Below are 14238 nucleotides of genomic sequence, written 5' to 3'. Positions count from 1 at the left end.
AGCAAATGATGTTCAATCCATCTAACGAAACGCACTTCAGCCTGACCGTCAAAGACTTTTCGGGCGATCTGCAGGTGCTGTCGTTTACAGGTACTGAAGGTATCAGCCAGCCGTTTCGTTTCGACCTGGAACTGGTCAGCGAAAACCCGGACATCGATCTGGAAGCGCTTCTGCACAAGCAGGCGTTTCTGGCGTTCGACCCTCAGGGTAATGGCATCCACGGGCAGATCTACCGCGCAGCCCAGGGGGACGCGGGCAAGCGTCTGACGCGTTACACCCTGTCTCTGGTGCCGCAGTTGCAGTATCTGCATCACCGTACCAACCAGCGTATCTATCAACAGATGTCGGCGCAGCAAATCATCGCGTTGATCCTGGAAGAGCACGGCATCAAGGGTAACGGCTACAAGTTCCAGCTCGGCCAGCCGTGCCCTGAGCGTGATTACTGCGTGCAGTACGATGAAACCGACCTGCATTTCGTGCAACGACTGTGCGAGGAAGAGGGTGTTCACTACCACTTCCAGCACAGCCAGGAAGGGCATGTACTGGTGTTCGGCGATGACCAGACCGTTTTCCCCAAGCTGGGTGAGCCCACGGCGTATGTACAAGGCAGCGGTCTGGTCGCTGACGTGCCTGTCATCAAGGGCTTCAAGCTGCGCCTGGAAACCCGCACAGGCCGCGTGACCCGACGCGACTACGACTTCGAGAAGCCGAAACTGCAACTTGAAGCCGCTTACAAACCCGCCAACGAAAGCAATGAGCCGGACCTGGAGGACTATGACTATCCGGGCCGCTTCATTGATCGCGCACGGGGCAAGTTCCTGAGCCAGCGAGCGCTGGAGCGTCATCGTGCCGACTACCAGCAAGCCGACGGTTGGGGAGATCAGACCGCGCTCAAGAGCGGGCATTTTCTTCAGCTATCCGAGCACCCTCGCGCCGAGTGGAACGACCTGTGGCTGCTGACCGAAATCTTCCATGAGGGCAAACAGCCGCAAGTACTCGAAGAGTCGGTCACCAGCGACACCACCAACAATAAGGACGACTTCCACCAGGGCTATCGCAATCGATTCCTGGCGACCCCGTGGGCCGTCTTCTATCGCCCTGCGCTGGAACACCCCAAACCACGCGTGCTCGGTAGCCAGACCGCCGTGGTCACCGGCCCCAAGGGCGAAGAAATCCACTGCGACCAGTATGGCCGGGTGAAGGTCCAGTTCTTCTGGGACCGCGAAGGCCTTGCCGATGACAAGACCAGCTGCTGGCTGCGCGTCTCCAGCAGTTGGGCGGGCGACCGCTACGGCGGCATCAGCATCCCGCGCGTCGGCATGGAAGTCCTGGTGTCATTCCTTGAGGGCGACCCGGATCAGCCACTGGTGACCGGCTGCCTGTACCACAAGGAAAACCAGGTTCCGTACCCGCTGCCCACCAACAAAACCCGCACGGTGTTCAAGACCCTCAGCTCGCCGGGCGGCGGCGGTTACAACGAACTGCGCATCGAAGATAAAAAAGGTGCTGAACAGATCTTCATCCACGCCCAGCGCGACTGGGACGAGAATATCGAGCACGACCAGAAAATCCGCGTCGGCAACGAACGCCACGACACCGTTGAAAAGAACACCTACACCGAACTCAAGGCCGAAGAACACCGCACCACCTACGCCGACCGCAAAACCGAAGTCCGCATGGACGACCACCTGACCGTCGCGCAAAACCAGCACGTCAAACTGGGCACCGCGCAACTGACCAGTGCAGGCACCGAGATCCACCTGAAAGCCGGTGAGAAGATCGTCATCGAAGCGGGCGTGGAACTCACCGTGAAAGCGGGCGGAAGCTTCATCAAGCTCGACGCCGGCGGAATCACCATGGTCGGACCGATCGTGAAGGTCAATGCTGGAGGCTCCGCAGGGAACGGCACCGGGATCGGCATCAAACCGCCGGTATTGCCGGGGGTTGTGGATAAGGACAAGGCGGGAAGTTTGATGGATCAGGCGTTGGTGAATGCACCGCCCGAGAAGGTTGAGCCGAAGGCTTTTTTTGTGTTTTCCGAGTGATGAAGCCTGCAATGAATAGGAACGATCGAATGCGAAATTCCTGCTTTAAATGGTTAATCCTGCTCACTTTAGCGGTGAGCTCAAGCGCCTTTGCCGCGCAATGTCCGACTCATGATTTTGCCGGGTTCATTAAGGAGTTCTCTACAAACCCCGAAATGCAGAGAGCCTTCACGGCCTCTCCTGTAGTCCAACAGACGGTCGAGCCGAAAGGACCAGCTTATCAGGTGGTGTCGAGGCCATTGCAAACTGTTGATTCATCGGCCCTTTTACTATTGGCTCCTGAAAACGATCAGAAGCCTGGCCTGAGCGCGACAGTTCAACTGCCGAATCAAGTCTATATACGTGACAACAAAGGCAAGGTTCTGAAGATCCTAACCTTCAATCATAGAAATTGCTGGACGTTGTACCATATTGAGGACTGGTCGCTCGAAAAAGTGCTTGATGCTCAAGACCCAAGCGGTAAATTATCGTTGGCTGCAAGAGCCTTTAAACGTGGAGAGTTATTCAATCAGTTGGGTACGGAGATTCAGTCTCCTTCATCAGCCCAACTTTACGTATCGGCATTGAACAGCTATTTGGACGGTGCGGAGCAAGGTTCTGCAGAGGCCGCTTTTGCTGCTGCAGCAATCAGTTTGTCTGGCCAGGCGCCCCGTCTCGAAAATACGAAGATTCTTGGATTGCTTATCGACGCTTCAAAGAGCGTTCCGGAGGCAGGAGTAGCATTGGCCGACTTTTACTGTAATGAGGGTGACAGCGAGGAGACGCGAGCGTGTTTGAACCCCGAGAAATCGCTGGATGCTCTTGTAACGGCGGCACGTTCAGGTGCTCCTTCGGCGTTGATCCAGTTGGGTAGTGCCTACGAAGTCGGCGCCATTGTGCCAAACGACCTACCTAGAGCGATGGCCTGCTACGAGGAGGCCGAGAGAGGAGGGCACGAAGCAGCGTCCTCAAACGTGGAACGGCTTCGCAAGAAAGGTATCACCGTGGATACCAACACTCACTGTTTCAAAGCAGGACGCTTCTGATGAGCACCGGATTACTCGAACAGCGCGCTAATTATCCTCATACGGGATATGAATACGGCTATGGGAGCGTTGGTAACACCGACGCCGATGGTGACGGTCGCAAAGAGATCGACTGCTCGCATCTCCTGACCAAAATGCTCACTGGCGCGGGCTACACCATCCCTTACAAAACTACGAGGGAGTTAGCGTCAGACACCACCCACTACGATTTTATTGCCCTGAATGATGTCCAGGAGGGTGATATTGCCCTGTGGACGACAAAGGGACACACCGGTGTTGTGGAAAAAATGGATGCAACCCGCACCAAGGGAGAATTCTTCGGATCGCAAACCTCTACGGGACCGAAGTCCGCAAAATTCGGCGCTGGTGCTTACTGGCCGATGCCCGACAAATATCTAAGGCCTAAAGCCCAGTATCGAAGCGGAGCGCAACCGGCACCTGCTCCAGCGCAGGCACCTGCTCCTGCCGGGCCTGCACCTTTGATGAGTTTCCAATATCCGTTTCGTAAGGCTGACGGGAAGCAATTCACCGATGCAGAAGAGGTCTACAAGGCGTTGGAAGGAGAGACGTCCGGTCACTATCTGCTGGGCAGTAACAAATTTTGGCACGGTGGTATCCACATAAGCGACAAGAGTGCCCCGCAGTGCGTGTTGAATGAGCCAGTGCGCTGTATGGCCGATGGTGAAGTTGTGGCTTATCGTCTGAATGAGGATTATCTGGAGTCCACGTTCGGTGACAACGAGAAAAAACTCAAATACTCCAACTCCTTTTGCCTGGTGCGTCACGAGTACAAATCTCAGCCAAATCCAGAGACGGGACCGAATAAGGATAAGCAAAACAAGCTGACGTTTTACAGTCTGTATATGCATTTGCTCCCTTACAAACGCTACCCGCTTGCCCCAGACGAAACACCAACGCCCAAGGTGACCATGACGGTGGGCGACTTCAAGGCTTACGATACGGCTCCAGCGCCAGGTGTGGCGAGCGAGTCTTGTGGAAAGCTGGCAAAGGGAACGAAGCTGGAGATACTCGAGACGGCCCTGAATGGGGACGTGACCTACGCCAAAGGCAAGATTCTGTCAGGCGGTGTGAATCAGGGCTCAGTCAAGAAGCGAAGTGAAGGCGCTGAGGTCTGGTTTGCTTATTTGAAAAACGGCGAGCCGTACAAAAACTCAAAGCCTACCCAGATCTGGGTCGCCGACAAAATACCTGAGCGAGCAAGGCCTAACTATTGGCAGGGCAAGGTAAAGGCCCAGATACTGAAAAAGCTGGACATGTACGGAGATCCTGCCGTTGCAGAAAACGGTAAACCTGTGGGCGCTTCGCTTGCGTTGTCGCAGCTTAACCCAGGCGGTGTCATCGAGTTTGATAGCAAAGAGGTGTTGAATCTCAATGTGGGTGGCGTTACTCGAAGAATGGCGAAGTGCACAAATGTCAGTGCCGTATTGGCAGGTGCCGGCACCATACCGCCCAGCTTCTGGGTATGTGTAGAAAACGCTGCGGACTACCACATGCTTGACTGGACCTCTCTGACCCCAGGCAGCTTCGATTCAGTCCAGGCCGCCAGCACTGGGATCAAGGCAGGAGACCCGATCGGTTACCTGGGGCAAACAGAAAATCTGACCGGTGAGGATGGCGGTGTCTCCAGCAAGTATCAGGTACATGTTGAGATTTTTACCGCCGAAGCAGAGGTCAAAGACTTTCTCAAAAATACCGCTGGCTTGAAGAAAGGAAAGCAGTACGTTCACCTACCTGTCGGTACAGCGCTCAAGAAAAAAGCCCCTGCAACGGAGACCACTACAATCCAGAAACAGCATGCGGTTGACCTGAGCAAAGCTCCGGTCATCAAGGAAGGCACTGAGGAGTGGTATGAGGTCAGCGTGACAGAGGACGGGCAATCGATAACTGGATTGGTGAAAAAAGCGGGTGCGGTCATCATCACTCAGCACGATTGGGAGAAGTTGGGATTCCAGATCGTTGAGGAAAACAATGCGACAGCAGACGGTTTCCTTGATCCTGAAGACATGCCTCCTTTTTTCAAGGACCTGTTCGCGAAAGTAGATACGAACCATGATGGGGATGTTTCTCCTGGCGAACTCGCGGAAGCGTTAAAAAATACCGACACTAGAGATCAGTGGGCGAAACTGATTGCGCACCATCCGACTGAATGGAAGTATAAGGCTGACGCAGCCAAGTGGAGTAAACTGGACAAACTACTTGAGACGTCGCCTAAAACGCTGAAGCACGAGAAAGAGCGAATTAGCAAGTATGTCTTTTGGGAGGAGCTTACCGGTAAGGCGAGTGTGAGTACTGACGTGGTTTGGCATTTTCATCCAATCGAGTTCTTAAGGAATATGAGAGCAAAAGCCGGATTTGTATTCACACTCGAAATGATGCAAAAAATCTATCCGGCGGTAAATCCTTCCAGACAATCAGAACTGCAGGAAATCGCAGATGAGTTAAATGCCCATATCGACATTTATAGGTTGGATACGCCTTTACGAAGAAGCCATTTCTTTGCACAGGTTATGCAGGAGACAGGTGCTTCTCTTAGTGTTGAAGAAGGGTTTGTTTGGAAGGCGTCGGCTTTGATTGGGTCTTTCTCATATTTCCGTCATAATCCTGCTGCAGCACGTGCACATGGTTACGACACTACTAAACCAATAAAAGCCGATGGGACACGAGTTAATCAGGCAGACTATGAAGCTGTTGCTAACGGTGCGTATGGTGGGCGTGCAGAACTAGGAAACGGAAATTATGCAAGCGGGGACGGCTGGAGATTTCGAGGGCGAGGTCTCAAACAGCTCACGGGCAGGGCGCATTATAGAAAGTTTACAAAGTGGTGTTCGACCAACTCAGCTGAATGGCCGGGTGAACTTCATGATTTTGAGGCGAATCCTGACCTTTTGGTTCAAATGAAGTATGCCGTCCGTTCCGCTGCGTTTTTCTGGATAGATAATGGGCTGCATCGGAGGGCCGACGCAGGGGCTAATGACTCCACAGTGCAGTCAATAACCGATGTAGTAAACTATAATACTGATAGCAGATCTGCGCGAATAGATAATTTTAAAAAGATTTGGCAGCAGGAGCTATTTAAATGAGTGGATTCTATGTTTAAGTCTAAATTTACCGCTATCACCTGCTTTTGTTGTTCAATGCTTTGTGTGCCGTGGGCACAAGCGTATGACGATGAGCCAGAAAAAACTTTATGTGGAGCCAGCGAGCAGATTTATTTTAGTTGTCCTTTTTCGGATGAGAAAATAGTTTCGATATGTGCGTCCGGTAATACCAGCCCTAGTACTGGATATGTTCAGTATAGGTATGGCACTCCAGACAATATTGAGATGATATTTCCGCAGGAAAAGATTCCGCCTAGGAAAAAGCTTTTTATAGTGAATGCTTCCGAAGGTAGTGTGAGCAAAGATATTATTAAATTCAAGAATGGAAGCTATACATACCTTGTTTCACAGATGTCAATGAGCAATTTAACTGTGCTAAAAAATGGAAAGGTTATATTAAGAAAGTTTTGTGATGAGGGCGGGAATAAAGTCGTAAGTCGAGAGGCAAGACAAGGCATCGAGAAGGTACCTAAAAGTGATGAGGATTTCAAATAACTTGTTAAGGTGGACATCTAAGCTCGAGCTTTGTGTGTCCATAGTTTAAATGTGAGAGCAGACAGTTAAGTGTGGCTCCAGTAATTAAAGGCTGGGGCCAGCTGGCTGTTGTTTATTCAGGCTTCAGATGAGAGAAATCTATAAGCTGTTGACCCTGTTGACCCTGTTGACCCTGTTGACCCTGCTGACCCTGCTGACCCTGCAGGCTCAGAAGTAAACCCCCGCAATATTCTTCCGTGCCTAAATAAATATGCGGCTGCTTATAAGTTTGAGCAGTCAAGAGTTATAGCTAACTTTCTTTCAAAAGTCGCACATGAGAGCAGCTAAGGGTCGTGGAAGAGGGTCTAAGATTTAGTGCTACGCAGATGAAAAAACATATGGATGCAAAACGCAAAACAGAGTCAATGGTTATAATGCCGCGACCGATAGTTGTAACTTTGGAACGCTTCGAGATAAGTTATGGACGCAGACAAGCTTTTACGCAATGAATGCCGAAAATTTGGGCAGCTACGTTTACGCCAACAGAATGGGTAATGGTAGTGAGGAAAGCAAAGAGGGATACATGTACAGGGGGCGAGGCATGCTTGAAGTGACCGGGAAGTCGGAATATAGGAAATTCACTACCGTACACAATCAAAAAAATCCTACAGATATTCAGGACTTTGTTGCCAATCCTGACATGCTAGTAAGCTCGATAGAATATGGTGTGGAATCTGCATTTGTATTTTGGTTTACTAAAGTGGGACGGACGGGGAACAAGTTGTCGGACGTGGCGGAGACAGGTAGTGTTACAGAAGTTACCGAGTTAGTTAACGGCGGGCAGAATGGATATACAGATAGAAAGACCAGGTTTCAGTCTCTACAGTCACTAATGAGGTTTTGAATAATGTTGATTAATAAGCTTGCGTTAATCTTTTTCTTTGGTTTTTTTTCGGTTTTTGCTTCAGCGCAAAACGAAATAAATTATGTTGATGGCGGGGTGGTACAAGGGCCGTTTAAAACCGATATTATTGAGGGAGGGGAGTTGTCTATAATAAATACAAATGATATGGAATTCCCTGTATCGCCTGTTCTGAATATAACAAGGGGCGGCGTTAGGAGCGATAGAGCCCTCGTCGACAAGTATGATGTCGCTGGTTCCGACCCTAAAATCGAATCGTTGTTTTTTTTATCCTGTGAAAGGTAAAAAAATGTGTTCGTGTTGGCGTCTTGGGAGATTACTAGTAGAGGTATAGGGACGTATGGCACACTCTATCAAGTTTATGCGTACAAAAAAGATAAAAATGATAAGTTGATACGGAACAAGATTATCACCTTAGATGATAATTTGTCAGGTATGGAAGGTTACCAAGAGGGGGAGGAACAGCACTTTTCTTATAAAGACGCTGCTTCGATAAAGCGCTATGTAAAAGACGTGATTAATAAGTGATACCTTGAAGGGAGAGTATTTTTTTGAGGTTTTAATTGTATAGCGACTGATTTTAAGACGCCGGATAACTGTTACTTAGTAAATGGTGAGTTTCTTGATACGTCTAGGTGATTTGGAAGTAGCTCAAGCAGTCCCCCGGAACCGAAACCTTTCTGGGGATGGATATTGTAATGCATCCCCAAGGATAGCTGTGCAGCGTTGGACTGGCTTATATGTTAGCAACGGCTCGGCACGAGACTTATAACTACTTGGGGCCTAAGTTTTTTAGCTCCAAAGCGGAGCTGGGTAGCGTAGCATACTTCAATAAATATGATCCGGTTTTGGCAGGCACAGCTCTCAGAAGATCGACTGCCATAAAATTCGAAAATACAGTGCAGGGTGATGGTTACACCTACCGAGGGCGAGGTTTGGTAAACTTGACCTGGAAAAACTACAGAAAAGCTTCAGAATATTTTGGCATCGACTTTGTATCTAAGTCTGATTTGGCTGCAGAGTTCCAATACTCAATACCAATAATGATTTGGGGGATGAGGACGGGTATTATAACGGGTAGAAAGCTAGGTTCTTATATATATAACCGCATGCCGACTATTGTGGAGCAAGAGCTGTAATTAATGGCGCCGATATGAGAGGGATAATCGCCAGTTATGTTGTAAAGTTTGAGGCTATACTAAAGGCAATGTCTTTGGCTCCGGAGAGTAATTAGCATGAAGTTCATCAGGTTTGTAGTGGTTTTTTTTCTTCTTGGAAGCCCTTTAGTGAAGGCGGTTGAAAAGCAAACGAGCGATGCAGATATTTATGTGATTGATGAAGAAAGCCAGAGTTTGCGGATTAGTTGGCCTGCCGGAAAACTATCGTTGAAAGGAGTTGTAGGGGAAAAAGGAGCGATTACAAGAGATCTGGTAGCTTTTGACGGCAAGAAAGCTCTGCATTATGAGAATCTAGGCGTTCGATCTCAGTTCGAGGCATATGTAACCTTAAAGAGGGTTGGCCATGACGTATTTGTTGATTGCATTTATGGCAATATTAGAAGTGAGCAGAATGGGGCTTTGATTAATAAGGCTGTATGCGATATCAACGAAAAACTAATTCCGGATTACGAAAACTTTATTTATCGGTATTCTGATGCATGGAAAGAAAGTGTAAGCGCACTGGACATTTCATCTTTAATCCAAGAGCCCTCAAACGCTGCGTCTATTAAGGATGGGGTGTTTAACGATATAACAGTGCTACGGGTGTATAAGTCTCGGGATTCGTTAATAGATAAGTTGCCTGTCACTGTTTTGCAGAAGGACTCTCTTAAGCATGAGTTAGGGGCTGATATGATGTTTACTGTTTATGGTAAGTCCGATTTAAATAAGGTGACCCGCATAGAGGTTCCTCCTAAAAACTTAGAGGGGGTGTTTAAAAGATTGGATTATGAAAGCGTCAATAGTCTCTTGCATTGACGGCCTGGATTTTTTGATTTGATCGTGCGGTGTGCATGATTTAGTGTAACCGCTCAACGATAATAATACGATTCAGGTTAATGTTAGGGGTAATACAATGCTTTTTATAATAAATTCAGCTTTTTGCGAAAGCGTATTTCTCATAAAAAAGGAAGTGGGTTTATGGTGAAACTTTCCTCAAGGGGTATCGCGGCTGCTCCATGACCTATGATTACGCCGGCAACAACGTGTTGGACGAATGGGGGGATATTTGAGGGCTCGGGATGCTGGACGCATTTTCGTCGCAACCTCGTTGAATTACAAAAGTGAAGCCCTCAAGTAAAACGGGGCACGCGGATGTTGCGCTGAACCTGAAAAAAGTTATATCGGATCAAGCGTGACATGAAGCCCAGTGAGCGATGCTCACCTTAAAATAAGTTGTCACGAACGAAGTCTGCCGACACCTGTTTAGTAAAAAAATATGGATCTAAAGTGCGCAGCCACAGTTAAAGGCTTAAAATTTAACACCATCAGTTAATTGGCCAGCAACTGGAGCAAGCTCGATCGGTGCATTGAAGAAGGCTATTTACCAATGGACAAAAAAGTCGCAGAACGCACGATCTGCACCATCGTGATAAGAGGCAAGAACTGGTAGTTCAGCGACACGTCTAGAGGCGCGACGGCCAACGCCCAACTGTACAGGCCTGTCGAGACATTCAATGCCACCTGCCCAACGTTCTATGCGGGGTTGACCCACGCATAGAGCTTTTGTCAATGGCATCTTTGACTGAGGCTTACAAAGGCTTACTGCCGCGGAGCTTCGACCCTTGACCTCACGGCTAGATGTTCTACTCTGATTTTTTAGCTCCGTGGGTTCATTGAGCACATACAAAAATTGAACCATGCACTAGCGGTAATAAGGCAAAAAGATTATTTGGGCTATTATATGAATTCGTCCCAACAAGAATAATTGATATTTGCTGAAGCGCACATAGACGTCCTAAGGGAAAAAGATTAATGAGAGTGGTTTTTTCTTTTTTGATTTTGCTGGCTGCTGGTCATCTGAACGCAGCCACCAAATGTGAAGCCGATCTTAGCGGGGACGGAGTGTGTGATAGCTACACGATAACGCGCACAGAGGATGGAGCCAGCTCAAATATTACGATTAATATCGGAGCAACGGACAAGACGGTTTCTGAAGGGTTTGACCTAGGAGACGGAGGACTATCCGTAGGCTATTTTCCTGCAGAGTTTTCGTTGCTTTTGGATTTTCACACCCGAGATACTGATTTAACAAAATACGTATTCAAATGGAGTGCTGCCAATAAAGATTGGGTGCTCTACAAGAGGGCAACTTGGGTCGAGCCAAGTATAGATGAGAGATATTCGCTCTACGGAGAAAAATTCCCTAAGGAAGAATTGTTTCCACAAGGCTTTCATATTGAGCGCATAGCATGTTGCACCTATTTCTCTGCGTTTTCGGAAGTCAATCCGGAGATTAAAGTGTTAAGTGCAGATGACGCGGCTGTAGAAGTAAGTAAAGAACTGGATCTGGTATTCTCGAAGTTGCCGCAGGGCGAGAAAGGCGAACTTTTCTATACGTTGGGCAATGAGGGAAACAAAATTAGGAAAAATATACCTCAAGATTTTATATATGAAACTTCTATGGCGATAAACGAAAGGAATGTGGGTAAAATAAATGACTATGCAAGTTATCTTTATCTTAATGAAAATAACATAATGGCTGCGCTGATCCTTAAAGAGATTCGTAAGAGATATCCTGATAGGGTGGTGGCGACTCTAAATTTGGCTGATGTCTATTGGTCGCTTGTATGCGATCCGTAAACCCCACCTAACCAAGGGTGGGGCGACGGTTTACTGTGGCATCTCTGGTGAGCAGTTCCACGGCAGCAAGGCTTCATAATCTTCAACCGATTGCGCTTGCGGCAATCGCTCAAGTACGTGGCGTAGCCACGTATAGGGCTCCTGGCCGTTGACCTTGGCGGTCTCGACCAGACTGTAGATCTTTGCGCTCGCAGTAGCACCGTTGACGGTATCGCTGAACAGCCAGGCCTTGCGTCCAATCACGAACGGTTTGATCGCTCTTTCGGCCGCGTTGTTGTCGATGGGCAAATAACCCGCTTCGACATAACGTTCCAGTCGGTTCCAGTTATTCGCCAGATAATGCACCGCTTTGCCCAGGGCGCTTTGCGGCGTTACTTGCGATTGGGTTTTATCCAGCCAGACTTTCAGCTGACCCAAGATCGGCAGGCTCTTTTCCTGGCGAGCGATAAACCGCTGTTCATTGCTGGCGTCCTTGAACTCACGTTCTATGCCGTACAGCTTGTTGATCAGCGTCAGCGCGATATCCGCACGCCCCGTCTTGCCCTTGGGCTGCACTTTTTGCGCGTCCACGAACTTGCGCCGGGCATGAGCCATACACGCCAGACATTCCACGCCCGGCTGCAATGCCAAGGCGTTATAGCCGGCGTAATCATCGGTCATGACATAGCCACGATAACTTTCCAGCAAACGCAACGGTACGTCCTGCGCACGGCTGGACGTGTAATCAAAAAGCACGACTTTTCGATCCGGCGGACCACTGGCTTGCACCCACATCCAGGATTGACTGGTCGGGTCTCGATCCGGCTCTTTCAGCACCTGGACACGGGTTTCATCGCAATGGATTACCGGACTTTCCAGTAATCGGTCGCGCATCAAATTCAGCAAGGGCTGGAAGTGTTCGCTGCACTGGATGATCCAGCGCGCGAGAGTCTGGCGTGGAATATCAATGCCATGTCGGCTGAGCACCGTTTCAAACCGGTGCAACGGCAAACCATCGACATACTTGGTGGTCAGCAGCATCGCCAACACGCTGGGGCTGGCCATGCTTTTTTCGATCAACCGGGCCGGTTTGTCGGCGGTGACCGGTGCAGTTTCGCAGCCTCGGCAGGCGTATATCCTGCGGACTTGTTTGATGACGCGGATCTGCATTGGCACGATATCCAACTGCTCGCTGGTTTCTTCGCTGATCACATGCTTGCGGCAACCGCAGGCACAGGTCAGTTGGTGCTCGGGCAGTTCGTGGATGACTTCGATGCGGGGAAGATCAGCCGACAACGGCTTGCGTTTGCCGCGGCGAGGTGTCGGTGCAACGACTTCTTCGTCAGCGTCACCCACTGACGGCATGGGCTCGCTTTCAGGCTCATTGAACAGGGCCAGTTGCGGCGTATTGGGTTCTACCGTCTGCTCGGATTTACGACCGAAAATACGATCACGCAACAGCTTGATCTGCTCTTTGAGATCAACGATGTGAGTGGCGTAAGCGTCTTTGACTTCCCGCTCGCGCGCGCGCTCTTCATAGCTCTCAAGCAACATCTGTTTGAGAAGCACGGGGTCGTCGGGGAGGTTTTCGGGCACTGGTCGCATGCCCTGGATTATACCCGTCAGGCCACAAATCTTGGAGTCAAAACCTTATGCGGGCGGTTTCTCCAGAGATCAAATCCATCAAGCAACCAATTCAATTCCTGAACAGTCAGCACGATGGCTTCGTCGACTTCATCCGGTGAGGTTTTGAAGCGCTCGGATTCAAGGCGCTTGAGCCAAAGGCAAAAGCCGTTGCGCTCCCAGTAAAGGATTTTCACTCGATTGCGGTGGCGATTCAGAAAAACAAAAAGCACGGGGTCGAACACCGCCACTTTGATATCCAACTCCACCAACGCGGCCAGGCCGTCAATGGATTTTCGGAAGTCGACGGGCTTGGGGTAGAGATACACTTTTTCGACTTTGGCGTCGGGTCGCATCATGGTGGATGGGCTCCTGAGAGAATCGGAAGCCCAGCATCCGGCATTAGCTTAGTGCTTTGAATGTGGGGTTCATGGAGCGGTTACGTTTGTCTGAGTACAAAACCAGCACGTCAAACGGGGCACCGGGCGGCTGACCAGTGCAGGCACCGAGATCAACATGAAAACCGGTGAAAAGATCGTCATCGAAGCGGGCGTGGAACTAACCGTATAAGCGGGCTGAAGCTTCGTCAAGCTCAACGTCGGCGAAATTATCAGGGCCGGACCGGTCGTGAAGGTCAACACCGGAGGCTCCGCATGCAACGGCACCATTCAGGATATTTTAATTGATTGTGTATATCAAGGGTTTACCAAAAGAGAAAACCGCGATAAAAGCGGGGATGAAAGATGACTTGGATGAATTGATCCTTATATAGAAAACACCTCGGCGATCAGTCATTATGAACCCGGGCGGAAACGAGCTGCATATCTCAAAAAAATTGTTGGGAGTCGGATGTGAAAATAAATTGTAGATTTGTTTTAGTTTTAGTCTCTCTCTATTTTCTGCCAGCGCACGCTGATTGCATTAATAGCGGTACGAGCCAAGAAGTTGACGCGTGCGCAAAGGCAGAAAAAAACACCGCAGATGCCCGGCTAAACGACAGTTATAAAAAATTAATTGCAAGAGCTCAACGTCAGTATAGATCAGATGCTAGGCTTGGCGATGAATTTAAAGCGAAGCTAAAAGAGTCGCAGCGTGCATGGCTAAAGTTGCGTGATACGAATTGCCCACTTGAAGCATTTGAAATAGAAGTTGGGCAGGCTGCTTACCTGACAACGATTAATAACTGTGTGGCGGGGATGAGCCTGGAGCGTGCGGCTTATTTGGATAAAGTATTGCCCGATATTTAAGACG

At 49.3% G+C, this 14238-nt stretch carries 11 protein-coding genes and 1 pseudogene; 10 read left to right on the top strand and 2 right to left on the bottom strand.

From position 1 onward, the window contains the following. Positions 1–8: 8 nt before the first annotated feature. The 8 genes from CFBP1590_RS26455 (at position 9) to CFBP1590_RS26415 (ending at position 11385) form a co-directional block, all read left to right on the top strand. On the top strand, positions 9–2045 hold the full coding sequence (locus CFBP1590_RS26455) for a type VI secretion system Vgr family protein (protein WP_004882988.1): 2037 nt from the start codon (positions 9–11) through the stop codon (positions 2043–2045). A gap of 29 nt (positions 2046–2074) precedes the next feature. After that, complete coding sequence (locus CFBP1590_RS26450; protein ID WP_088236277.1) at positions 2075–3070, top strand: SEL1-like repeat protein; 996 nt, start codon at positions 2075–2077, stop codon at positions 3068–3070. After that, positions 3070–6171, top strand: coding sequence for a hypothetical protein (locus tag CFBP1590_RS28230; protein WP_231991790.1), 3102 nt, complete (start codon positions 3070–3072; stop codon positions 6169–6171). Before CFBP1590_RS26450 ends, CFBP1590_RS28230 begins: the two co-directional genes overlap by 1 nt. A 9-nt stretch (positions 6172–6180) precedes the next feature. Next, the gene (locus CFBP1590_RS27785; protein ID WP_145958198.1) at positions 6181–6684 is read left to right on the top strand and encodes a S8/S53 family peptidase; all 504 of its coding nucleotides are present in this window, start codon (positions 6181–6183) and stop codon (positions 6682–6684) included. Positions 6685–7570: 886 nt separating this feature from the next. Beyond that, complete coding sequence (locus CFBP1590_RS28225) at positions 7571–7870, top strand: hypothetical protein (protein ID WP_231991788.1); 300 nt, start codon at positions 7571–7573, stop codon at positions 7868–7870. Between the two features lie 6 nt (positions 7871–7876). Continuing rightward, complete coding sequence (locus tag CFBP1590_RS28220) at positions 7877–8113, top strand: hypothetical protein (RefSeq protein ID WP_231991787.1); 237 nt, start codon at positions 7877–7879, stop codon at positions 8111–8113. 707 nt (positions 8114–8820) lie between these two features. Next, positions 8821–9561 (top strand): hypothetical protein, encoded by a 741-nt coding sequence (locus CFBP1590_RS26420; protein ID WP_088236274.1) that lies wholly within the window; start codon positions 8821–8823, stop codon positions 9559–9561. A gap of 996 nt (positions 9562–10557) precedes the next feature. Next, a complete protein-coding gene (locus CFBP1590_RS26415) occupies positions 10558–11385 on the top strand; it encodes a hypothetical protein (RefSeq protein ID WP_088236273.1) in 828 nt (275 codons plus the stop codon). A 30-nt stretch (positions 11386–11415) separates the two neighbouring features. On the opposite strand, the gene tnpC is transcribed toward CFBP1590_RS26415, so the two are convergent. Both tnpC and tnpB read right to left on the bottom strand, forming a co-directional pair. Then, the gene (gene tnpC / locus CFBP1590_RS26410; RefSeq protein WP_088236272.1) at positions 11416–12969 is read right to left on the bottom strand and encodes an IS66 family transposase; all 1554 of its coding nucleotides are present in this window, start codon (positions 12967–12969) and stop codon (positions 11416–11418) included. A 17-nt stretch (positions 12970–12986) separates the two neighbouring features. After that, complete coding sequence (tnpB, locus tag CFBP1590_RS26405) at positions 12987–13346, bottom strand: IS66 family insertion sequence element accessory protein TnpB (RefSeq protein ID WP_231991785.1); 360 nt, start codon at positions 13344–13346, stop codon at positions 12987–12989. Between the two features lie 97 nt (positions 13347–13443). Between tnpB and CFBP1590_RS28660 the strand changes: the two are divergent. Both CFBP1590_RS28660 and CFBP1590_RS26395 read left to right on the top strand, forming a co-directional pair. After that, a pseudogene (locus CFBP1590_RS28660) lies at positions 13444–13653 on the top strand (type VI secretion system tip protein VgrG); the annotation flags it as partial. Between the two features lie 185 nt (positions 13654–13838). Further along, positions 13839–14234: a lysozyme inhibitor LprI family protein gene (locus tag CFBP1590_RS26395; RefSeq protein WP_088236271.1), complete on the top strand. Its 396-nt coding sequence runs from the start codon at positions 13839–13841 to the stop codon at positions 14232–14234. Positions 14235–14238: the final 4 nt, after the last annotated feature.

This window comes from Pseudomonas viridiflava, assembly GCF_900184295.1.
Classification (GTDB): Bacteria; Pseudomonadota; Gammaproteobacteria; order Pseudomonadales; family Pseudomonadaceae; genus Aquipseudomonas; species Aquipseudomonas viridiflava.
This window is presented reverse-complemented; position numbering and strand designations above follow the sequence as displayed.

Bases quoted from the DNA above. Each gene is read 5' to 3' on its own strand.
- CFBP1590_RS26455 (WP_004882988.1), top strand. From the start codon at position 9: ATGTTCAATCCATCTAACGAAACGCACTTCAGCCTGACCGTCAAAGAC.
- CFBP1590_RS26450 (WP_088236277.1), top strand. From the start codon at position 2,075: ATGCGAAATTCCTGCTTTAAATGGTTAATCCTGCTCACTTTAGCGGTG.
- CFBP1590_RS28230 (WP_231991790.1), top strand. From the start codon at position 3,070: ATGAGCACCGGATTACTCGAACAGCGCGCTAATTATCCTCATACGGGA.
- CFBP1590_RS27785 (WP_145958198.1), top strand. From the start codon at position 6,181: ATGTTTAAGTCTAAATTTACCGCTATCACCTGCTTTTGTTGTTCAATG.
- CFBP1590_RS28225 (WP_231991788.1), top strand. From the start codon at position 7,571: ATGTTGATTAATAAGCTTGCGTTAATCTTTTTCTTTGGTTTTTTTTCG.
- CFBP1590_RS26420 (WP_088236274.1), top strand. From the start codon at position 8,821: ATGAAGTTCATCAGGTTTGTAGTGGTTTTTTTTCTTCTTGGAAGCCCT.
- CFBP1590_RS26415 (WP_088236273.1), top strand. From the start codon at position 10,558: ATGAGAGTGGTTTTTTCTTTTTTGATTTTGCTGGCTGCTGGTCATCTG.
- tnpC (WP_088236272.1), bottom strand. From the start codon at position 12,969: ATGCGACCAGTGCCCGAAAACCTCCCCGACGACCCCGTGCTTCTCAAA.
- tnpB (WP_231991785.1), bottom strand. From the start codon at position 13,346: ATGATGCGACCCGACGCCAAAGTCGAAAAAGTGTATCTCTACCCCAAG.